The following is a 22,593-nucleotide window of genomic DNA, read 5'->3' on the forward strand; positions in this document are numbered from 1 at the left end:
TAATATTTTAAGATGTTACGCATTGAACGTTATGAATACAGCTTGAATTGAAAATATAAAGGTGAAGGAATGATTGATCAGGTAATAGTCGTTATCTATCTTATAGGAATTTTAATCTTGGGACTCTGGGCCGGGAAAGGCGTGTCTGACCTGAAACAGTTCTCGGTTGCGGGGCGCTCTTTCGGCGCGACGGTCATCTTTCTAACTTTGTCAGCGTCTTTCATCGGCGGCGGCTTTTCGATGGGAAATGCTGAAAAGGTCTTTTTATTCGGGATCGTTAACATCTTCGCGCTTTGGGGATTCAGCATCAAAGAAATCCTGGTGGCGACCTTGATCGCTCCCAAAATGGACAAATACCCGAATGCGCTCTCCGTCGGGGACATCATGTATGAAAATTACGGGAACTTCGCCAAGATCGTAACTGGAATTTTATCAATAATCCTCTGTGCAGGCATACTCGGTGCGCAGGTTGGGGCCATAGGCTATATTTTCAACGTCTTCCTGAACATCCCGCAAATCTACGGTATCCTTGTAGGTTGCGGCATCGTGATCGTCTACTCTACGATCGGCGGAATGCGTTCGGTTGTTTTTACCGATATTGTTCAATTCTTCGTCCTCTTCATCGGTATCACGTTGACGCTGATTTTTGGGTATTTCCATGTCGGTGGCTGGTCCGGCATCACAGCATCCGTGCCCGCAACTCATTTCACTTTCCTGGGAACTGACAAGACACTTCTGCAGTTCATCTCCCTGTTCCTGACTTTTTTGTTGGGCGAGACTCTTATCCAGCCTTATGTCCAGCGTCTCTTCCTCTCCAAAAAAGCCACTCATACGGCAAAGGGCACGTTTTGGAGCGGGGTTTTCTCATTCCCGTTTTTTGCCATTACCGGCTTTATCGGCATCATCGCTTTGACGATCGATCCCGATCTCAATCCTAACCTGGCGATGCCGTTTGTTATCACAGAAGTTCTTCCCATAGGTCTGAAAGGACTGGTCATTGCTGGAGTCATCTCCATCGTCATGTCCTCGGCCGACTCTTTTCTTAACGGAGCATCAGTAGCCTTTACCCACGATGTAGTAAAGCCGCTTAGATCAAAGGAAATGGACGAAAAGAAGGAACTTATCGTAACTCGAATATTCAATATCTTCGTCGGTATCCTGGCGGTGATCATTGCGATAAAAATCAAAAGCATCCTGGACATACTCATCTATTCCTACAATTTCTGGTCGCCTGTCATGCTGGTCCCTCTGGTTGCGGCTATCCTGGGAGTCAAGGCCAACGTAAAGCATTTTATTGCCGGAGCCTCTGCTGGGATCCTCGGTCTAATTATCTGGAACTTCGCTCTTGACAATCCTGGTGGCTTTGATGGTCTGATCGTCGGTGTTTTCTGTAACTTTTTTGTCTTCTTTATTGCTTACTTCATTGAAGGTAAAAAAAAAGGGGTTACTAAAGACAAATCTACACAAAAAAGACAATTTGGTAATGAGTTATGATATTTTGTAACTACCTGACCTTTTTATCTCTTTCCTCTTTTTCAATAATATATATTTAACATGGAAGGAGTTATACTGAAAATATGTAGCAATTATATGTTACGTAGTATGATAGTTAGAATTGCATTTTTCAGATAAAACCAAACCTTACCGAAAGGAAGGGACGGAAAGCTTAGAGTCTTTCAGAGACAGTCGAGTTGCCAAAGACTTTACTTTTTGATTTCTTGAAGGAGGAATATTATGAAACAATTTGATAAGAAGAAGATCGGTTTCTTTACCGTCATCGTTATGGCCTTACTCGTTTTCAGTAGTGGAGCAGTCGCCGCGGAAACTAACAAACTATTCAATGGTTTATGGGAAGGTGTCGACCCGGATGATGGCTCTACCATGCAAATTAGTATCATCTGCGACAAAAGTGCTGACGGGACATGTAGGTTGATTGCCCGTGAGTCTTATATCCACAAGTGCGAAAGTAATGGTGAAGCCGGCAGCGAAGGCTGGTATGAGGGTACGGGACAGGTCGCAACGGGCAACAAACGGCGTCTGGATGTTGTAGACTGGACGTTACACTGCCTAGAAGACGGCCATGAAGTGCACTTTACATCCTATTTCATTGTCAATCGAGCCAGGAATATCCTAATCATGAGCCCCCACGATCACGATTTTACGGATACCATCCTGCATCGCGTTAGCAATTAATTGGCAAGCAGAATAAGAAGTTAAATCGTTCCAAATTGATATAAACAGTTGAACATTAAACAACTCAAAAATAAAAAGGCGGAAGGTATGAAAAGAGTATCGATAGCGGTATTTGCAGTTTTTCTGAATATGATGTTTTTATCTTTACCTGCTGCTGCGCAAGCTAAAAAATTGGAAACTTCATCGGCTCAGGATATGCTGATAAAGAGTGAGGTTGAAACAGCAGTTAGTATGTTGCAGGCGATATATACAAAGCATCAGGAAGGTGAGATGAGCCTAATATAATCTACCCCTGTCCACATCAGATTCTTTTGTTATCCAACCTATATCTCTAACAAAAGGTCTCGTCTCATCTATCTCCTTTAAATGAAATTCTTTTTCCAATTCAAACATTAATGTGTTTATCTTTGAGGCGTTTTGTATCTGTAGTTTGGGTATATTCTATAAGTATTTTTGGCAATAGAATAGTACCTAAATCCTGCAAACCAAAAACAACACCATAAAATCAAACAAATTCAAAAATTCAATGTAGAGACTATTCAAATTCCACAGATATTCTAATAAAACAGTGTAATAAAAGCTAGTTTGCTATGTTTCAACTTCATATCTTGCGTTTTTTTGATAATTATCCTGATATTTGCACAGATAGCATTTTTTTGACAATAGTATTCTGTTGTACTTTTTAATTTCAGACAAATCACTTACAGGATATTTGATGACAAATGGTACAGATGATACTAAAAAAGGGGTTCCAAGTTTCATCCAGGCACTCCATTGGGTAGCATAGAGCTGCTCTGTATTAAAGTTAAGTCTATACTGTTTGGAACGATAAGTCAGTTTTGCAGCGATTTGAATGAAGAACATACGAATGGTTTTAACCTCCATCTGTTTTAAAAGCTTGTCACCTGTAAAGAGTACCATCCACTTTAGGGTATTGTAGGCGAGTATCGCACTTTGAAAGGCTGCAGCATTTGCAAAGAAGCCATGCATTCTTGCAGGTCTTATCTGGGATTTGGCTTCTTCTATCCAGGTTTCGCTTGTTGCTCTTTGTCCGTAGGTTTTATGTGTTTGCCAAGGAGAAAGATCCAGTGTGCTGGCATAGCAGAAATAGTCATACACCGTTATCGTCTCATAGAGTGCATTTTCAAGTATGACAATACGCTTTTTTCTTACCGCTTTAAATGTTCTGCTTTTCTCCCAGCTTCCTGCCTGATAGCTAAACTCTGTCTGCTCCCAGTCCGGTTTGCCTTTTATGGCGCTCCATTGCTGAGAGGCAAGAAGGGTATTGAGATTTTTCAGCTTTAATGTTTCCACCTGTTTCACAAACATGTTTCCAGTCATTTCACTTTTATGTTTCCAATTTTGGATCATTTTGTGAAATGAATGCAGGAAAATGGTTGGCGAATGTAAACAGACTAATTTAGATACGCTTAATCACCGACCAAGAAAATCACTAAACTGGAGGACTCCCTATGATAGGGGGTGGGCATTACTATTAAGTTAAGGGTAAATCTTTTAATGGGGTCGGGACTTCAGTCCCGTTTTTATGGGACTGAAGTCCCATCCCCTTATACAAAATAATTCCTTAGCTTAATGGCATTATAGGGGTAGGCTACACCCATCCTACCTGTATGGGCAGAGATAGGTAGATCTACTATTTTATTGTGCTCCTCTCATTACACCATAGGCTTCACCCATCAACATGTGCTTGTAGGTATTGGTGGCTCCACTACTCTTGGGCGCAATAAGCTCAAATCCGGCTTTGTCCTGGAAGAGCATGAGAAAATCAGATCCGCCAAAGAGAAAATTCCCAAGCATATCACCTTTGGTATAGATGATTCCAGGTTTAACAATCGCTTCAAATTTTACAGAAGAGACTTGAGCCATACCCATAGGGAGCAATGCTACCAAGCCATATTTGTCAGTATCCACCACGACGACACCTCTGGTTTGCGTCAACTGCCAACCTGTTGAGTCGATCAGTGTATATTTGCCCTCTTTGGCATCCCAGAACACTTCCAAAGAGACATTTTTGACAATATTTTTAACCTCTTTGATCTCTCCTCCTACGGCAAAATGATAACGATGGTAGTCGTTGACATCGAGAAAAGTATGTGTAAGGATACCATTGGCAAAAGCATCTTTATAAGGGCTGTCTTCACCAAGCAGATCTTTGACGCTGTAGTAGCTGGCAAGTTTGACTTTGAGACCACCTTCCACCTTGATCTTGGAGTCTTTGTCGATAGCCCAGGCTCCCTGAGGTACAGAATCTACCGGTGCCACCACTATTGCTGGATCACTTGCTGCGGCAATGGGTCTCATATTGACAGATTTTAGGTATCTACTGAAAAAATCATTAAAAGTTTTCCAGTTGCTTTCAGGTTCATACCATCCTTTTTGCAAGCTGAATCGTGGATCTTCGTAGAACTCCTGATAGGTTTTATCACTCCAGGATTTGTCTGTATCGAGAAACATTCCCCAGGCATTGGCAAAATCTCTCGTCCAAGAGGAGAATGGTTCGTAGTATTGAATGGTATTTCTATAAAGATCTTTGCCTTCCAGTTCTTCCAAGGGCTGATCGATAGGAAAATAGAAGTAGCAGAGACTCTGCATGATCTGATCACGAAGAAGATCTTTTGGATGATCGAGGACTTCAGATGGAATAAGCTCGGAGGCACGATCGAGATAACTATAGTAGCTATTGAGATCATGAACAGGATTTGTTTTGGCATCCGGGTTGATCTTTTTTGCTTTTGCGATCGATGATTCGAGCATGGTTTTGACATCAGGATGCTTCTTGAGCAGGGCAATAAGATCTTGTGTAATTTGCTTATGGGTATCTGATGTCTCCACACTCTTTGGCGCATTTGCCAACAAAGTATTACTACTACTTAAAAGCATAGCAAGAAAACAACAGGGATTAATAACATGAACTTATTCATTTTTTCCTCCGTTAAGATAAGATTGTTTGTAAGTGAGAGTTTGGCTCGCTTGCAATTCACCAATCTTGAAAAAACATCACTCAAGATGTCACAGCAACGATAACTATACCTTATGATACATCAACAAAACAAAAATATTACTGAAATGTTATCTCAAGGGTGACTTTTCATTACGTCATTTTTTCATTACGTCACTTTAAACTAATCTATTTATCATGATAATATTTATCTGGATTTTTAGGATAACAGAATTCATCTCCATTAGCTTTTTTTATCTTCATTTTGGTTAATTGTTCATATAGTTCAGGTCTTCTGTCTTCAATATAGGAACTCTCTCCAAATGGATGAGTTGGATAGGCATCATCAAGGTAACAATCTGCCAACAGAAGTGTTTCAACATTTTCAGCAGATACCACAATTTCTCCATTGGGATTGGCTATTGTACTATTACCCAAATAAACCCCTGAAAGCGAATCATCATCTGCTCTAAATTCAAAAAGTGAATGGTTTGCATACGCAACAAATATACCATTCTGATATGCACTTCCCGGTATGGCTGTTTTTGAAATATCAGGATAAGCCCACTTTTGCCATACGCCATGATCGTTACATGTTCCAATATCAGCTGCAGTAGGAATTAACAGCACCTGCACACCTTTGAGTTTTAAAATTCTGGAAAGCTCTGGAAATTCTGCCTCATAGCAGTTTAGAAGACCTATATTGACCCCATTGACTTTTTTAACCTCATATGCCTCTTCAGGATTTTCAACATAACCAAAATTCCAATTTTTCTTCTCGCCTATTCCCCATAAATGTGTTTTTCTATAGTTTTTCAATAATTTACCTCTTTTATTAACTAAAACCATAGAATCATAATACTTTTTCTCTTGAGAAGTCTCTATAACCTCAGGATAGGGACATACAATAGCAATCTTATTCTTCTTTGCAACAGGAGAAATCTTTTTTAGAACTTGGGACTGTGTTAATGTTACATTGTCTCTATCGGACAGGCGTATGTTATACCCAGACAAAAACAGTTCGGGTAACACAATAATTTGTGCTTTATAATCTGATGCCATTTTAGCCCATTTTTTTAGATGCTTCAGATTATACTTAATCGCTTTTCTGTTTCCTACAAGACCACTGCCTTGGTAGATTGCTATGCGAATACCTTTACCTTTTTTGGGTGGTTTTTTACCCTTAAGGCTACTTTTAATCAATGGTGTTGTTTTATGATTTTTCATTTTTTCATCCTTGGTTGAATATCAATGGGCAAAGCTGACATTTGTATAGCTTTCCGGTATAAACGGTATTTTTTCAAAAGAAGGATAGGGGTCGGATGACAATGACAACTTAAAACACTTTCTCACTCTATCCCCTTATAATACTCCACCACCCTATTATCCACATGTATCACCCTGCTCAAATACTGAGTCAGATCCCCTTTATTAAAATCCAACTTCAGATTTTTAGGATTAATCGCTCGTGAGATAGCTACGTAAAACTGACTGGGTGCAAAAATGTTATCTACGTTACAGACTAGGTTGTCGATGCTCATGCCTTGAGATTTGTGTATGGTCACAGCGTGTCATTGTCACCCTATTTCCTAATTTTATCTGCTTTGAGGCCAAAATTTAAATCTGAAGTGCAATTTTTAAGTTAAAAAATCATACCTATTTCTACCTTAAGCTGCCATTTCTAAACCATAAAAAGCTTCATTTGGAGTCTTCCAAGCCAGAGCTTTTCTTCTCTTTCTTCTTTTTCAATAATATATATTTAACATGGAAGGAGTTATACTGAAGATATGTAGCAATTATATGTTGCGTAGTATGATAGTTAGAATTGCATTTTTCAGATAAAGCCAAACCTTACCGAAAGGAAGGGACGGAAAGCTTAGAGTCTTTCAGAGACAGTCGAGTTGCCAAAGACTTTACTTTTTGATTTTCTAAAGGGGAAATATTATGAAACAATTTGATAAGAAGAAGATCGGTTTCTTTACCATCATCGTAATGGTCTTACTCGTTTTTAGCAGTGGAGCAGTCGCCGCGGAAACTGACAAACTATTCAACGGTTTATGGGAAGGTATTGACCCGGATGATGGCTCTACCGTACAGGTGAGCATTGTCTGCAGCAAAAAAAGCAACGGGGAATGTAGGATGATTGCCCGCGAGTCTTATTTGCACTCCTGTGAAATAAATGGTGAAGCCGGCGGCGAAGGCTGGTATGTGGGTACAGGGAAGGTCGCAACGGACAACAAGCGGCGTTTGAATATTGAGTGGACAATATACTGCAAAAATGGCAGGACTCTGGAGGTCAAAGACAACCTCATTATCTATAAGGCTGAGAAGATTCTGATCTTAAGGAGCGAAGGTATTCAGGATTTGACCCTGCATCGCGTCAGCAATTAATTGCTAAGAAAAATAGGAAGTTAAATCGTTCCAAATTGATATAAACAGTTGAACATTAAACAACTCAAAAATAAAAATGAGGAAGTATGAAAAGAGTATTGATAGCGGTATTTGCAGTTTTTCTGAATATGATGTTTTTATCTTTACCTGCTGTTGCACAAGCTAAAAAATTGGAAACTTCATCGGCTCAGGATATACTGATAAAGAGTGAGGTTGAAACAGCAGTTAGTATGTTGCAAGCAATCTTTACAAAATATCAAAAGGGCGAAATGAACCTTGTGCAGGCAAAAAAGCTTGGTGCCGACCTTTTACGTGAACTCAGGTATGGTACCGAAGGATATTTCTGGGCCGATACGACGGAAGGTGTTCTTGTGGCTCACCACTTCCGAAGGGATGTGGAAGGAAAGAATCGGCTTGAGGCTAAGGATACACAGGGCACGTTCTACATAAAGGAATTACTGGCAAAAGGTAAAGCCGGTGGCGGGTATGTCGAGTACTGGTTTCCGAAGAAGGAACAGTCAAGCTCTCAACCGAAGAGATCATATGTATTCCTATTTAAACCATTTAAATGGGTTGTCGGTAGCGGATACTACCGCTAAAAGGTTGGAAAGGAGTAGTATACAATGTCTAATACCAAAAAATTCGAGATAAATAGCAATTGTCCCTGTTATGAATCGATTAAAAAGCTGGAAGAAACCTACTATTCTAAGAATGATGTCAAGTTTAAAAAGTTGCTGGATTCCGCTTTTAAAAACATGCATCAGTTGCCACCGGAATATCCGGGTGGAAATCCATGGATTGGCAAGAATTTTTCTGATCTTCTCATTTTCTTAAATGAGTGGTGTACGTTTCTGCCGACAATTGACGGGAGTCACGATGATGGTCTGAAGTATATTCAGGACTTTGCATGGTTTTACTATCAAAATCAAGATGGCGTAGATTTTGTACAGCAATCTCCCGGACGGGAAATTATGCGAGATTTTGCAATACAGAGGGGCAGGTTCATGGATAGTGAAGCCTCTACTAGCCAGATTGCCAATTGGTTAAAAGACATTAGAATTGAGAAAGAGGATTATGATCTTCCAGATCCAAATGCAAAAGATGGCGGGTTTAAATCATTCAATGAATTCTTCGCACGCACACTGAAAGACCAGGACAAGAGTCGTCCTCAAACTATGCCTGAGCGTGATTATGTGATTTCTGCTCCAACGGATTGCGTCATAAATTCGATCCCTCAGAACATAACCGATGCCAAAACACTGATAACAACCAAGGTCAATCAAGCCTTGAACATAAGCGATATGTTGGATGGGTCCAAATACGCAGATAAATTTATCGGCGGTACGGCACTCTCTTGTGTCTTGACACCTAACACATACCACCACTATCACTCTCCTGTATGTGGTAATGTAGTGGAAACCAAGGTAATAGAGGGGGCCTTCTACGGTTATGATAATTTTCCGGTCTGGGCAACTCCTAATGGAAATCCAGGTTATTATGGTACAGACTTTAATCAGTTTGAGAACTTTCAACGCGGGTATTTTATTGTTGATACCGGTATATACGGCTATGTTGCTTTGATACCGGTGGGGTTAGATACAATCAGTTCAATTGTGTTTGAAGAGAAGTTTATGAATGTAGTAAAGCCTGTGCCGGTTAAGCGGGGAGATACACTTGGATATTTTTTGTATGGCGGTTCACTGTTTATCATGATTTTTGAGCCGAACAGATATAAATCAGATGCCATACGGGTACGTTTGGGAAATCAAATCGGAATATTTGATACGGAAGATTCCGACCTAAAATAATAATCCGGATGTTGATAAGACCTTGGTATACTTAACTTTGAGTTTGCTAACACTGGAAGAGTACCTCTATAGTGGTTTTTAATTTCAATTAGCTTAGAATGGAGAAAATGATGAACCGATGGATGAAGATAGCATATAATGAAGCAACGGAAGGGATGCTTGCTGATGATGGAGGCCCTTTCGGTGCCGTCATTATCCAAGGTGACAAGGTCATAGCAACAGCACATAATGAAGTTCTTAAAACCAATGACCCCACTGCCCATGCTGAAATCAATGCCATCCGGCGAGCCAGTGAACAATTAGGTCGCTTTGAACTTTCCGACTGTATTCTCTATGCAACTTGCAAGCCTTGTCCCATGTGTTTAGGCGCTATCTTTTGGGCACGTATCGGTACGGTTTATTACGGTGCAACTGAAGAGGATGCTGCCAGAGGCGGTTTTGATGACCACCGTTTCTATGAGATGATACGTGGTCACAACAGTGATGTGATTTTCAAACAGATCGATTATGAAACCAATAGCAAACTTTTCGATCAGTGGCTTGAAAAAGATGACCGTCAGATCTATTGATGTCGGTCATTATTATCCAATTTGGCTTCGGCCTCGGCTTTGAGGTGAAGCGCCTTGCGATCGAGTTTTCCGGTGGGTGTCTTGGGTAACTGCTCCAATACACTCCAGCGATCGGGTACCTTGTACGCTGCAATGCGGGTTGATACCCAGGTTTTCAGTCCAGCTATATCCAAGTGTTTTAGATTGGATTTCCACTCAATATAAGCCGCCAGGATCGCACCGTAGTGCGCATCAGGAATACCCACAACACAGCTCTCCTTGACATCAGGATATGAGTTGATGATATCCTCAACTTCATGCGGACCAACGTTTTCACCACCGTGAATAATGATCTCGCCTTTACGCTCAAGAAAAGTATAGAACCCATCCTCATCACAGGAGGCGATATCGTCACCATAGAGCCAGCCATCCCGCAGAGCTTTCTTCGTATTCTCCGGATCTTCCCAGTACCCGATCATCACACTGTCTCCCTTCACAATGATCTCACCTGGCTCACCAGGAGCTACGTCGTTACCGTCGGGGTCAACCAACCGAACATTCATGCCCTCGGAAGGTTTGCCGATAGTCCTGTTGCGCTTTGGACCGGAGGGGCGATTGGAAAGATAGCCTTCACATTCGGTCATACCAAAGGCCTGAAGCAAGTCATGCCCTGTACGCCTCTTGAAGCGCTCATACAAATCATGCGAGCATTCGTCACCAGCAACAAAACATGCCCTCAACGAACTTATATCTGTTGTTTCTGATAGAGGGCTCTCCAGTATCTCCAGCAACATGGTAGGTAGCATAAGGGTAGTGTCAATATGATAGTGTTCTATGGCCTGAAGCAGACTGTCTGCCTGTAGTTTAGGTTCAAGAACAAGGGTACAGCCTGCAAGAAAGGCCGGCATAGTGATGCCGGAAAGCCCTGCGATGTAACCAACTCCGGTCGAGACAAGTAAAATGGTTTCCGGACGGATCTCTTTGGTTGCCACCTGAACATGTGCATTGCCCAGTAGAGAAAAGTGTGTATGGATCACTCCTTTGGGGCGGGCTGTACTGCCTGATGTATAAAAAATTACAGCAGCGTCATCCGGATATATCTGAGGCCACTCATAAGTGGTTGGTGCATTGGCTAGATATTGATTCAGCGCTTTTATATGTTGCTCCGGATCATCATAAACCAAAATATGTTCCAGGGATGGGATGGTTTGATCAATATCTTTCGTTATATCGGAGAACATTCTGTCGACAATAAGCAGTCGGCATTGACTATGATCCAGGGCGTATTCGATTTCCGGTCTCTGGTAATGGATATTGACCGGAACTACAATGGCACCTATCCGAAAGCAGGCAAAGTAGAGGTATAGTATATCCGGTCGGTTGGGGAACATCAATCCCACTCTGTCTCCATGTCTTATCCCAAGTCCCAGCAGCATTCGGGCAGCCCTGTCGGTTTCGTCATGGAATACACCATAACTGATAGATCGGTCTTTAAAACAGATCGCCGTTTTTTGCGGATCAGTCTTGGCATGACTCCTGATCAGGTCATCAAGAACTTTTGGTTTTATGGTACTCATTGGCACTCCTTAAATTGATAAATACCCATTAATCATTTAATAGTGTATCAATATTAGTATTTATTCCACCATTTGTAATATAATAAAGTAGTAAAAAAAGATTATATGATATTAATAAAAAAGAAGAAAAGAGTACAGTGGAAACAGTTTGCAGGAAAATTTTGAGAAAAAGGCAGGTATAGGATGAAAAAAATAAAAAGAATTATTGTAGGGTTAGATGTTTTTAAAAAATCAAACAATGTTTTAAAAAGAACATTGATGGTGGCAAAGCAGAACAAAGCAGAGTTGTTTATCATTCATACTGTAGAAACACCTTGGTTATCTGTACCAAGTTATTTTGCTGGAAAAGAGATAACTGTTGATACAAAAGGTATCACAAAAAAAATAGAAAAAAAGATAAAAGCATTGAACAAAGATAATGAAGTGCCTTGTTCTATTGTAGTAAGAGAAGGGGATGCTGATGATATTTTACTCTACGAGTCAAAATTACTTAAAGCAGATATGATAGTGATAGGTGCGAATACAAAAAGTAAAAAGAATTTTCTGGGTACAACAGCAGAAAAGGTAGCACATCAAAGTCATTTACCGGTTTTGATCGTAAAGAACAGAGTAAAAGATCCATATAAAAATATTGTAGCTCCTACAGACTTTCAAGTACAATCAAAACAGAGTATTCTTTTTGCAAAAAATATTTTTCCAGCTGTAAAAATTAAAGCAGTTCATACTTATGAAACTTTTTATGCAGAAGGTATTTACGCTGCAGGTTCTTATACTTTGGAAGGTCTCGATATTCAAGAATATAATAAAGCTGTAAAAGCTTCTGGAAAAAATGATTTAAAAAAATTAATGAAAGATCTTTCTATTAAAAAAGGTAAAATAATTGATGGAGAGCCAAACAGTAAAGAAGCACTGCTTAAATATATTAACAAAGGCTCATACGATCTTGTAGTCATAGGTTCACGAGGTACTTCAGGCTTTAAAGCATTGCTTGGAAGTGTAGCTTCATCTATCTTAAGAGAAACACCAACTGATGTTCTTATATATGTGCCTATAGATTGAGCCTTGCTTCTTAGTGTTGATAACATACCATAGGTTGTTGTAGTTTCTATGATATAAAGAGTTTGACCGCCCCACGGTACATATCTTTCGACCCCTCCACGGTAAATTCGTAGTATATCAGACCGCCTTCTTCCGAGCCCTGTACCATGTGGTTCATTGTATGTTTTGGGTCAAGGGAAAGCTTCTCACTATCCTCCAATACTTCTCCATTTCTAATGATACGCACCTGTACGACATGTGTCCTGCGATCCACATTGGTAAGACTGTATGCAAACTTATCAGGTAAAAGCGCCCACACGCGGCAGGCGTGATTAAAAACCCTCATTTATCTCTTTCATATGCTTGACAAGATGTGGAAGCAAGGTATATACTTGACCTCCCCCCCATAGCCATACTCCTACAAAGCTGCTATTTCTTCAGCAGATCATCTATATCCGTGTCGGGCAGGTATCTCTGGTAGATTTCTTCGAAGGTTCCATCCTCTTTGAGCGCGTCCAAGGCAGACTGCCATGCCAGGTGTACCTCCTGACTCGTATCTTTGGAAAGGGCAATATAGAAATAGGTCTGGATAACCGTGTAGACAGGTTCGAGGTCATCCATGCTGTACCCGGCGTTTTTCACGATCTCGGGGATGGTGAGGTCGGTGAAGATGGAGAGGTCAACTTTGCCGTCCATAAGCAGGTGGACGCTCTCGGCAGGGTCCGCGGAGCTAACAAGGTTCGTGAACCCCTCATTCTTGAGATATTGTTCGTTGAAATGTTCCGTGGTCGTAGCAATAGCTTCGACCTGCTTGGCCTCTTCCAGAGAGTCCAACTGGATACCCGATCCCATTTTAGCGTATAAGATCGAGCTGTTTTTTCCCACCGGGCCGACCCAATGGAAGAGTTCTTTCCGTTCAGGAGTCTGCTCAGCGCTGAAGAGGATGACGTTCGGATGGAGCAGGGCCATATTGTAAGCATTTTTCCATGAGGTCAGACGGATGTTATCCGGTATATCCAGACGAGAGGCGATCTCCTGTACCATCTCCGTCACGAAGCCAGACGGTTTTCCCTCATCCATGAAAGTGATGGGCGGGTATTCCTCTGTCATCATCTGAAAAATACCGGGAGGCGTCTCTGAAGGGAGCCATTTAGCGTAGATTCTGTTGAAACTCTCGTCACGTTTCATCCCGTCAAGCTCTGACTGCCAGCGTGCGACCAACTCCGGCGGCGTGGTCAGGGAGAAGGCAATGTAACCGAGGTCCGTCGATACGGTAAAGAGATTCTCCACGTCGTCCATCGTAGCACCGGCATTTTCCAGAAATGCCGGCATGGCGATGTTGCTAGTGATGTAGAGTTGCACCTCCCCGCTCAGCAGTTTTTGCAGCGCCACTTGGTTATTCGGATAACTTTGCAGATTGGTGAACCCCTCATTCTTGAGCACCTGTTCCGTATAGTCGTCGGTCACCGTGGCGATGCTGACATCTTTTTTGGCATCATCCAGTGTTCTAATCACGATTCCCGATCCTGTCAGGGCATAAAAGTTGGTATCCTGGACCGTCACGGGGCCCACCCATTGCAAACGGTCTTTACGTTCAGGAGTCATTGCCGTGGTGAAAAGTGCCGTATTCGGTTGCTCCAAAACCGCCTTATACCCCACTTCCCAGGGTACTACATTTATCGTCGCATCCGTGCCACTCCTTTTCAGAAGTTCCTCCACCACCTCCGTTGTCTGGCCGGTGAGGCTCCCATCCTTTGTAAAGTTCAACGGAGCGTACTCTTCCGTCAGAATCGTCAGATGATCACCGCTGGTTTCCGTATTGCTGCTGCCACAACCCATAATGGCAAACCCCGTCGCAATGAGTATTGCTGTTGCTATCAACATAAAACGTGTTTTCATGATCCACTTTCCTATAATAATTAATAGATGTAAAAAATTAATACCATCTACTTTTCTTAAGTATAACTCTTTCTATTTGAAGTTAATATTAAACATTGGAAACACCAACTTGATAACATGACGGTAAAATACAGATACTCATATCAGAAGTGTCTCTTGCCAATCTTTGCAAGTGGCTCACTTTAATAATATTTGAGTGATTTGATATATGATATGATATTCCTAAAAAATACAGTACTTCCAAAGTTGAAATATCATTATGGATCTACTGGTCAAAGTTGCAAAAAATAGTACAAAAGAGTAGAATAATTAAAAGAAGTGTGTTAAAAAAAATACTTTTTTTGACACATAAAAGGAGGAAGAAGTATGAAAAGAGTATTGATAGCAGTGTTTGCAGTTTTTCTGAATATAGCATTTTTGTCTTTACCTACTAATGCACAAGCTGAAAAATTGGAAACTTCATCAGCTCAGGATATGCTGATCAAGAACGAAGTTGAAACAGCAGTTAGTATGTTACAGGCAATCTTTACAAAACATCAACAGGGTGAAATGAGCCTTGTACAGGCAAAAAAACTTGGTGCCGACCTTCTGCGCGAACTCAGGTACGGTACCGAAGGATATTTCTGGGCTGATACGACGGAAGGTGTCAATGTAGTTTTGTACGGTCGAAAGGATGTGGAGGGAAGGAATCGGCTTGAGGACAAAGACCAGAACGGCATGTACGTCACAAAGGCATTCTTGGCAAAAGGTAAAGCCGGAGGTGGGTATGTCGAGTATTGGTTTCCAAAGAAGGGTGAGACTATCGCTCAGCCAAAACGATCCTACGTGCTCTTATTTAAACCATTTAAATGGGTTGTCGGGAGTGGATACTACCGCTGAAAAGTCCAAAGAAAGAGCACTTTTAAGACAATTTGCAATAGTCGAGAGAAAGAGTTAAAGTTTAACCTGACTCTTTATTGAGTGGAGCTTACCGCTCAATTTGCATCGATCCCTATTGCGCAGCTATCGCAGTGATATCGGTGCCGGTTGGGTGAGGGTAGAGTTTGGCTGCCCCACGGTACATATCTTTGGATCCCTCCACGGTAAATTCGCAGTATATCGGACCGCCTTCGTGTGAGCCTTGTACCGTGTGGTTCGTCGTATGTTTTGGCTCAAGGGAAATCTCCTCGCTATCCTCCAATACTTCTCCATTGCTAATGATACGCACCTGCACGACATGTGTCTCGTGGTCCACATTGGTCAGATTGCATGCAAAATGATCAGGGTGTTTTGCCCACAGGGTAGGTGTGATGAGCTGCTCTTTCTGGGGTGACTGACCCTCCGCTTGTGCATGAACGAACAACATCAAAATGGCAGCAAGCATAATTCTTATCATCTTCATAGTATCTCCTTTTTACAATATTATAAAGCTCTTTCTCTATGTTCACTCAAAATGACTTCCACTTTGCTTAAATCAGTTGGAGTTCTTTAGTTCATTAAAAGAAACCTGCTAATCAGAGTTGCAAATAACTGTAAAGAAGAGTAGAATAATAAAAAATACTTTTGTTGACAAACACAAGAAGGAGAAATTATGTTGAAAGTATTTATACCAAGATTTGTTTTCATCGTATTCGCGAGTATGATAATATATTCATTATCTTATGCTGAAAATCTTGATACGAAAGTACAAAAACACAATGCAGCAACAGAACTGAAAAGTTTTGTTGAACGCGGTGCAGTATTGATCGCTGAAAAAGGAGAAAAAGCATTTGATGCATTCAGGCAAAAGGGAAGCGAATGGTTCCATGATGACCGATATGCCTTTGTCTGGGATATGAATGGATTACGATACGTTTATCCTCCGGATACTAAGCGTGAGGGAGAACAGGTGCGTGATCTTAGAGATGTTGATGATAAAGCGATCGGGGAATTGATTATTGCAATAGCCTTATCCAAAGAGGGAAAAGGGTGGATGCATTACCGTTGGCCCAAACCTGGTGAACGTGCTCCAAGCTGGAAAAGTACTTATGTGATGAAGGTGCAGAGCCCTTCGGGTAAAGCATTTATCATTGGAAGCGGTGCTTATGACATGCCGGTGCAAAAATCGTTTGTGGTAGATGCCGTCGATTCAGCCGTAAAACTGCTTGAGCATGAAGGTTCAAAGGCATTCGACATGCTCAGGGACAAGCGGAGCCAGTATCTTTATCAGGATACTTATGTTTTTGTGATTGCAGACGATGGTATCAAACTGCTTAATGTGGCCTTTCCAAAGCTCGAAGGGCAAAATGTGATTGACTATAAAGATGCCGACGGAAATTATTTTGTAAGAGAGTTTATCAATGTGGCTAAAAACAAGGGGCATGGATGGGTAGATTATCAATGGCCAAAACCCGGAGGTGTAGAGACATCGAAAAAATCAACGTATGTCCGAAAAGCGATAGTAGATGGTAAAATGGTTGTTGTCTGTGCCGGATTATATCGGGATTAAAGAGGTGAAGTTATCAGATAAGTAACTTCATACACGTACCTCTGGCTTATATCTTTGTTTTTGGCTATCCAGTCATCAATAAGCCTAACATTGCAATAGATAGATACATTATCTTAAGTGCCTTGCGATAAAATAGTTAAAAGGTATCTTTAAAGAGACTTTTATTTGTATGAAGTGAAAGGTTTTCATGAAAATGGACATCATAATAGTAGATGGAAATGAAGCAGCAGTACGCATTGCCCATAAACTTAATGAAATCATCATTATCTATCCGATCACACCGGCATCACCGATGGGAGAGTGGGCTGATGTTTACTCGGCACACGGTGACAAAAATCTTTGGGGAACGGTTCCGGATGTTACAGAGATGCAAAGTGAAGCTGGTGCGGCTGGCGCAGTACACGGATCACTGCAAACGGGTTCCCTGACTACGACTTTCACCGCCTCCCAAGGGCTGCTTTTGATGCTGCCGAATATGTATAAAATAGCAGGTGAGTTAACATCCACGGTCTTTCATGTTGCCGCACGTTCCATTGCCGCGCAGGGACTCTCTATTTTCGGTGATCATACGGATGTCATGTCGGTGCGTCAAAGTGGTTTTGCCATGCTTGTGTCGAATTCGGTGCAGGAAGTACATGATTTTGCCCTGATTTCTCAGGTGGCAACCCTCAAAGCCCGTGTACCGTTTTTACATTTCTTTGACGGCTTCCGTACCTCTCATGAAGTCAAAAAAATAGATGCCATTAGTGATGATGTCATGCGTACTATGGTTGATCATGATCTCATTGAAGCCCACCGCAGCCGTGCCCTTTCGCCCGAGCATCCGTTTATCCGCGGAACGGCACAAAATCCCGACCTTTATTTTCAGGGACGTGAAAGCGTCAATACCTTCTACCTTGAAACCCCGGCTATCGTTGAAGATGCCATGAATCGGTTTGCTGCCCTTACGGGGCGAGCGTACGGTCTTTTTGATTATGTCGGTCATAGAGATGCCGAACGTGTCATTGTCCTGATGGGTTCAGGTGCCGAAACGGTTCACGAAACCGTCGAATACCTTCAAGGTCAAGGCGAAAAGGTCGGTGTGATCAAAGTGCGTCTCTTCCGTCCTTTCTCTATTGCACACTTTATTGCCGTCCTGCCTGAGAGCGTCACTTCTATTGCAGTGCTCGACCGGACGAAGGAGCCGGGTTCCGTCGGCGAACCGCTCTACCAGGATATTCTTACTGCTCTGAGTGAAGCCCATAATGAAGGGAGATTGAGACTTAAACACTTTCCGAAAGTGATCGGAGGGCGCTACGGTCTCTCTTCAAAAGAGTTTACCCCGGCCATGGTCAAGCGTGTTTTTGATGAGCTTAAACAAGCACACCCGAAACAGCATTTTACCATCGGTATCATTGATGATGTTACCCATATGAGTTTGGAGTGGGATCATGATTTTATTATTGAAAATGAGGCCACGTTCAGAGGGGTCTTTTACGGGCTCGGTTCGGATGGAACAGTCGGAGCAAATAAGAATACGATTAAAATCATCGGGGAAGAGACAGAGAATGAAGTGCAAGGCTATTTTGTCTATGATTCTAAAAAATCAGGCTCCATGACGGTGTCGCACCTGCGTATCAGTCAGCTGCCGATCCATTCGACCTACCTTATTCAAAAGGCCAACTTTATTGCCTGCCACCAGGCTGTTTTCCTTGAGAAGTTTGACATTCTCCTGACGGCGGAACGCGGCGCCTCTTTCTTGCTGAACTCGCCGCATACGAAAGAGGAAGTATGGCACCGCCTGCCCCGCCGTATCCAGCGGGAGATCATGGAAAAAGAGCTCCGTTTTTATGTAATCAATGCTTATAGCATTGCCAAAGAAGCGGGACTTCACCGGCGGATCAACACCATTATGCAGACCTGTTTTTTCACGATTACGAGTGTCATGAGGCATAAGGATCACTCCAAAAGAATCAAGCAGGCCATCGAACAGACCTATGGAAAACAGGGTGAGGAGGTGGTTCAGAAAAATTTTGCCGCTGTCGACATCACTCTGGAAAACCTTTACGAAATCGCGGTTCCCGACAAACTCGACAGTGATATAGAAATGCTCTCCCCGATCAGTGGCAGCGTCCCTGACTTTGTCCAAAATGTCACAGCAAAACTGATTGCCGGACAAGGTGACACCCTGCCGGTTAGCATGGTTCCTGCTGACGGGACATGGCCGAGCGGTACGACGCAGTATGAAAAGCGAAATATTGCAATGGAAGTGCCTGTCTGGGAACCGCAGTTGTGCATACAGTGCAACAAGTGTGTCACCGTTTGTCCGCACAGTGTTATCCGGGGAAAAGTCTATGATGAAGCTTTACTGGAACAGGCTCCGGAAACATTCAAAGATATTCCGGCCAAAGGTAAAATGTTTGAAAAGACAGAGCACTTTACCATTCAAGTCTCCGTAGAGGACTGTACGGGCTGCAGTCTCTGTGTTGAGGAGTGTCCAGCTGAGAGTAAAGAGGTCACTGGGAAAAAAGCGATCAACATGATGCACATCCACCCGCTGCTGGATGCCGAAAAAGAGAACTGGAATTTTTTCAGTAATATTGACGAAATTGACCGCAGCCGTTTGAATCATTTGAAAATCAAAGAGGCACAGCTGCTTGAGCCGCTGTTTGAATTTTCAGGAGCCTGCCCTGGATGCGGCGAAACACCCTACATCAAACTGGCGACTCAGCTCTTTGGCGACCGCATGATCGTTGCCAATGCCACGGGCTGTTCTTCCATCTACGGCGGAAACCTGCCGACAACGCCATGGAGTGTCAACAAGGAGGGGAGAGGACCGGCCTGGTCCAATTCACTTTTTGAAGACAATGCAGAGTTCGGTCTGGGGTTCCGGCTGAGTATCGATAAACAGTCCATACAGGCCAGAGAACTTCTTCAGGCTGTCGGCGACACTGTTCCTCATGATCTGATATCAGAAATTTTAAGTGCTGAGCAAAAGGATGAAGCGGCAATTTTTGCGCAGCGTAAGCGCGTTGATATACTCAAAGAAAAGCTCAAGAATGCATCCCATAGCAAAGTAAACGAGCTTTTGGAAGTTGCCGATTATCTTGTGAAAAAATCTGTCTGGATGATCGGCGGTGACGGATGGGCCTATGACATCGGTTATGGTGGTGTCGATCATGTGCTTGACAGCGGGAAAAATGTCAATATTCTAGTGTTGGATACGCAAGTCTACTCCAACACCGGCGGTCAACAGTCCAAAGCCACCCCTACGGGAGCGGTAGCAAAATTCGCAGCCAACGGCAAAGCAGCTCTGCCGAAAGATCTCGCCCGGATGGCGATGGCGTATGAGAATGTCTATGTCGCACGCATCGCGATGGGTGCCAGTGATTCGCAGACACTCAAAGCTTTGATGGAAGCTGAGCAGTATGACGGTCCCTCACTCATCATCGCCTACAGCCACTGCATCGCACATGGTTATGATCTGCGGTTTGGTATGCACCAACAGCGTCTTGCAGTTGAGTGCGGATTATGGCCGCTGTTCCGCTATCATCCCGAACGTGCCGAGAGAGGCGAACATCCTCTGACACTCGATTATAAAAAACCTAAAATCCCTGTCAGCGAATATATGAAGAACGAGACGCGTTTCAGTATGGTACACCGTATGGACCCTGAACGCGAAGCCACTTTTATTCAGAAGGCGCAAAAGCATGCGGATGATATGTGGGAGACGTATAAGAACCTGAGTGGTTTTTAATTTTAATTAGTTTACAATAGAGCCTCTTACAAATTCAACCCCACAAAATTACTCATTTTTGATTGCATCAGTTTTTAGCATAAATCCTGAAATTAAATCCAAAATGAGAAATAATGAAATTATAGGCTGTAAATAAAACATTGATGAGTGATAAAGGTATGAAAGTTTCCAGTCCATATCCTTTTTCATAGTGTGGATTCTGCTCCAGGTAAAATTGGATCTCTTTTTTCTTACTGTCTCTTAATCTACCCCTGTCCACATCAGATTCTTTTGTTATCCAACCTATATCTCTAACAAAAGGTCTCGTCTCATCTATCTCCTTTAGATGAAATTCTTTTGCTAATTCAAACATTAATGAATTTATCTTCTGAGGCGTTTTGTATCTGTAGTTTGGGTATATTCTATAAGCATTTTTAGCAATAGAATAATACACAATAGGATGCACGAAACAACCTAAGACATAAACCTCGCGAAAAAAGTACAACAACTTGCTCATCACACCTTCTTTAATTATTACTGTGATCACATTATGGTCTCTTCTATATTCAGGTAGGATTCCGGTCTCTCCTCTTAAGACGATTACTTTTTTTTGACCAATCCGTTTTTCAAAATGATGCAAAGCAAAATAACCCACCAGCTCTCCCTGAGTATTTTTAAAAAGATGTATTTTCGTGTGCTTTGCCGTAGGAAAAACGACATAGTGAATGAAAGTATTTTTGTCAACTCCATCAAATATTTTACAATGCACTGTATAAAGAGACTCAATAAGTTCATTTAGCCTATCTTGGGAATATTGCTTTGGCTCAATTGTTAAAACTTTAACTTTCATAGATTAAGACTCCTCAGCTTGTACGAAATGATTCTTGACTACCAACGTGTAGTTTTTCGGATTCTTGCTATCACTATCTACTTACTCGTCTCTAAATTATCTCTTATTATACTCTCTTTTCAAATGATTCACACTAGACCGTCTACTGCTGCTAACACTTACACCACGCATGACTGGTACAAAAATGCGCTAGTATATTTGCGTCTGAGTTTATGCTTTTGTTAGACCTTTTTTGGTATCTACGCTTACTTTTTCAGTTAACGAAAATGCAATATTTTTATAATAGTATGCTGCTGCATTAATAAAAACAGGATGTAGAATTTCATCCTCTTCAAAAGTAACGATCTCTCCTTCAAGGGTAGAAAATATAGGATCACCTTTCTTTAATGGCTGATAGTCTTTGTCTTGAAGATTTTCGTGGATAATGGCATTGATATTCCCTTCCTTATCTTTTGGAAACTCGACTGTTTTCCTATGTATAAACACCTCAATGGCATTATCAACTTCAGGGTTCTCTCCTGAATTTGTCATATTTATGAACTCAAGCGCAACATCAATGGTATTACTTGTTTGATTAAAGATATCATGTCTGACAATACCATTAGGAATTGGACCCACTTCCAAAGCAAAGCCATAAGGAGACAAAGTATTCAAAAAGTGATGTTCAGCGTATGATTCTGTGGGAATATAGTAGATATGACAGTTAGGAATTTTTGATTTTATATATGAGGCCATTTTAAAGTTATAAATATTATCATTCACTAGAATTATTGACACTCCCATATTAGCGCAAGTTGTATGCAGATCTATTATAAAATCTGTCTTCGGTGAATCCTTTGGATCTATTTTCTGGCTAATGACTTTTGCCCTATTTGCCTCATATCCAGGTAATTCAAAATCAGTTAAGTCTTTTTTGCCAAAGGATCTATTAAGATCATGGTCTATAAATCGGACACATTTTTCATATGCTTTTGGATTTCCAATTAGCAAATCTATATTTAGTCCATTCCACTTCTCTTGAAATTGATTTATCCGTAGCTTTCTTATTAAATAGACTCCAGTATATTCATTTCCATGTGTTCCACCAACAATTGCGATATTTTTGATATTCATAATAATTTTCCTATGTGGCTATTTGATCCAAGGCC

Annotated in this window: 20 protein-coding genes, 1 pseudogene and 2 riboswitches; of the genes and pseudogenes, 11 read left to right on the forward strand and 10 right to left on the reverse strand. The window is 41.7% G+C overall.

All coding sequences use genetic code 11. From position 1 onward, the window contains the following. The first annotated feature begins 69 nt into the window (after positions 1-69). The 3 genes from ACLHDG_RS10245 to ACLHDG_RS10255 all read left to right on the forward strand — a co-directional run bounded on the left by ACLHDG_RS10245 (position 70) and on the right by ACLHDG_RS10255 (position 2,478). The gene (locus ACLHDG_RS10245; RefSeq protein ID WP_415406136.1) at positions 70-1,494 is read left to right on the forward strand and encodes a sodium:solute symporter family protein; all 1,425 of its coding nucleotides are present in this window, start codon (positions 70-72) and stop codon (positions 1,492-1,494) included. A 129-nt stretch (positions 1,495-1,623) separates the two neighbouring features. After that, positions 1,624-1,699: riboswitch (cyclic di-GMP riboswitch) on the forward strand. Between the two features lie 35 nt (positions 1,700-1,734). Further along, on the forward strand, positions 1,735-2,193 hold the full coding sequence (locus ACLHDG_RS10250; protein WP_415406137.1) for a hypothetical protein: 459 nt from the start codon (positions 1,735-1,737) through the stop codon (positions 2,191-2,193). A gap of 87 nt (positions 2,194-2,280) precedes the next feature. Next, positions 2,281-2,478: a hypothetical protein gene (locus ACLHDG_RS10255; RefSeq protein ID WP_415406138.1), complete on the forward strand. Its 198-nt coding sequence runs from the start codon at positions 2,281-2,283 to the stop codon at positions 2,476-2,478. A gap of 303 nt (positions 2,479-2,781) precedes the next feature. Here the strand turns inward: ACLHDG_RS10255 and ACLHDG_RS10260 are convergent, their stop codons facing one another. From ACLHDG_RS10260 to ACLHDG_RS10275, 4 genes and pseudogenes are all read right to left on the reverse strand, one after another. Then, a complete protein-coding gene (locus ACLHDG_RS10260) occupies positions 2,782-3,534 on the reverse strand; it encodes a transposase (RefSeq protein ID WP_415406139.1) in 753 nt (250 codons plus the stop codon). A gap of 318 nt (positions 3,535-3,852) precedes the next feature. Further along, complete coding sequence (locus tag ACLHDG_RS10265) at positions 3,853-5,067, reverse strand: phosphatidylserine decarboxylase (protein ID WP_415406140.1); 1,215 nt, start codon at positions 5,065-5,067, stop codon at positions 3,853-3,855. 274 nt (positions 5,068-5,341) lie between these two features. Further along, the gene (locus tag ACLHDG_RS10270) at positions 5,342-6,379 is read right to left on the reverse strand and encodes a nitrilase-related carbon-nitrogen hydrolase (RefSeq protein WP_415406141.1); all 1,038 of its coding nucleotides are present in this window, start codon (positions 6,377-6,379) and stop codon (positions 5,342-5,344) included. A gap of 122 nt (positions 6,380-6,501) precedes the next feature. Next, a pseudogene (locus tag ACLHDG_RS10275) lies at positions 6,502-6,723 on the reverse strand (C-terminal helicase domain-containing protein); the annotation flags it as partial. Positions 6,724-6,985: 262 nt separating this feature from the next. After that, positions 6,986-7,061, forward strand: a riboswitch (cyclic di-GMP riboswitch). Between the two features lie 35 nt (positions 7,062-7,096). On the opposite strand from ACLHDG_RS10275, the gene ACLHDG_RS10280 reads away from it, so the two are divergent. The 4 genes from ACLHDG_RS10280 (at position 7,097) to ACLHDG_RS10295 (ending at position 9,920) form a co-directional block, all read left to right on the forward strand. Continuing rightward, complete coding sequence (locus ACLHDG_RS10280; RefSeq protein ID WP_415406142.1) at positions 7,097-7,543, forward strand: hypothetical protein; 447 nt, start codon at positions 7,097-7,099, stop codon at positions 7,541-7,543. Between the two features lie 86 nt (positions 7,544-7,629). After that, positions 7,630-8,142 (forward strand): cache domain-containing protein, encoded by a 513-nt coding sequence (locus tag ACLHDG_RS10285; RefSeq protein ID WP_415406143.1) that lies wholly within the window; start codon positions 7,630-7,632, stop codon positions 8,140-8,142. Positions 8,143-8,166: 24 nt separating this feature from the next. Continuing rightward, positions 8,167-9,351 carry a phosphatidylserine decarboxylase gene (locus tag ACLHDG_RS10290; RefSeq protein WP_415406144.1) on the forward strand — a complete coding sequence of 395 codons (1,185 nt, stop codon included), beginning with the start codon at positions 8,167-8,169 and terminating at the stop codon, positions 9,349-9,351. 110 nt (positions 9,352-9,461) lie between these two features. Further along, positions 9,462-9,920, forward strand: a complete 459-nt coding sequence (locus ACLHDG_RS10295) for a nucleoside deaminase (RefSeq protein WP_415406145.1) — start codon at positions 9,462-9,464, stop codon at positions 9,918-9,920. Here ACLHDG_RS10295 and ACLHDG_RS10300 read toward each other — a convergent pair. Beyond that, positions 9,914-11,476: a class I adenylate-forming enzyme family protein gene (locus ACLHDG_RS10300; RefSeq protein ID WP_415406146.1), complete on the reverse strand. Its 1,563-nt coding sequence runs from the start codon at positions 11,474-11,476 to the stop codon at positions 9,914-9,916. The two genes, ACLHDG_RS10295 and ACLHDG_RS10300, sit on opposite strands and share 7 nt — an antisense overlap. A gap of 183 nt (positions 11,477-11,659) precedes the next feature. Between ACLHDG_RS10300 and ACLHDG_RS10305 the strand changes: the two genes are divergently transcribed. Continuing rightward, the gene (locus ACLHDG_RS10305) at positions 11,660-12,535 is read left to right on the forward strand and encodes a universal stress protein (protein ID WP_415406147.1); all 876 of its coding nucleotides are present in this window, start codon (positions 11,660-11,662) and stop codon (positions 12,533-12,535) included. Positions 12,536-12,581: 46 nt separating this feature from the next. Here ACLHDG_RS10305 and ACLHDG_RS10310 read toward each other — a convergent pair whose 3' ends face one another. Then, positions 12,582-12,788 (reverse strand): hypothetical protein, encoded by a 207-nt coding sequence (locus ACLHDG_RS10310; RefSeq protein ID WP_415406148.1) that lies wholly within the window; start codon positions 12,786-12,788, stop codon positions 12,582-12,584. Positions 12,789-12,943: 155 nt separating this feature from the next. Next, positions 12,944-14,413 (reverse strand): substrate-binding periplasmic protein, encoded by a 1,470-nt coding sequence (locus tag ACLHDG_RS10315; RefSeq protein ID WP_415406149.1) that lies wholly within the window; start codon positions 14,411-14,413, stop codon positions 12,944-12,946. Between the two features lie 366 nt (positions 14,414-14,779). On the opposite strand from ACLHDG_RS10315, the gene ACLHDG_RS10320 reads away from it, so the two are divergent. Continuing rightward, complete coding sequence (locus ACLHDG_RS10320) at positions 14,780-15,292, forward strand: cache domain-containing protein (RefSeq protein ID WP_415406150.1); 513 nt, start codon at positions 14,780-14,782, stop codon at positions 15,290-15,292. A 112-nt stretch (positions 15,293-15,404) separates the two neighbouring features. Here the strand turns inward: ACLHDG_RS10320 and ACLHDG_RS10325 are convergent, their stop codons facing one another. Continuing rightward, complete coding sequence (locus ACLHDG_RS10325; protein WP_415406151.1) at positions 15,405-15,794, reverse strand: hypothetical protein; 390 nt, start codon at positions 15,792-15,794, stop codon at positions 15,405-15,407. A 189-nt stretch (positions 15,795-15,983) separates the two neighbouring features. Between ACLHDG_RS10325 and ACLHDG_RS10330 the strand changes: the two genes are divergently transcribed. Continuing rightward, on the forward strand, positions 15,984-16,880 hold the full coding sequence (locus tag ACLHDG_RS10330) for a cache domain-containing protein (RefSeq protein WP_415406152.1): 897 nt from the start codon (positions 15,984-15,986) through the stop codon (positions 16,878-16,880). A gap of 187 nt (positions 16,881-17,067) precedes the next feature. Continuing rightward, positions 17,068-20,616, forward strand: coding sequence for a pyruvate:ferredoxin (flavodoxin) oxidoreductase (gene nifJ / locus ACLHDG_RS10335; protein ID WP_415406153.1), 3,549 nt, complete (start codon positions 17,068-17,070; stop codon positions 20,614-20,616). Positions 20,617-20,683: 67 nt separating this feature from the next. Here nifJ and ACLHDG_RS10340 read toward each other — a convergent pair whose 3' ends face one another. Both ACLHDG_RS10340 and ACLHDG_RS10345 read right to left on the reverse strand, forming a co-directional pair. Beyond that, positions 20,684-21,445 (reverse strand): hypothetical protein, encoded by a 762-nt coding sequence (locus tag ACLHDG_RS10340; protein ID WP_415406154.1) that lies wholly within the window; start codon positions 21,443-21,445, stop codon positions 20,684-20,686. Between the two features lie 210 nt (positions 21,446-21,655). Then, positions 21,656-22,558 carry an aspartoacylase gene (locus tag ACLHDG_RS10345; protein ID WP_415406155.1) on the reverse strand — a complete coding sequence of 301 codons (903 nt, stop codon included), beginning with the start codon at positions 22,556-22,558 and terminating at the stop codon, positions 21,656-21,658. Positions 22,559-22,593: the final 35 nt, after the last annotated feature.

It is taken from the genome of Sulfurovum iocasae (assembly GCF_047716765.1).
Classification (GTDB): Bacteria; Campylobacterota; Campylobacteria; order Campylobacterales; family Sulfurovaceae; genus Sulfurovum.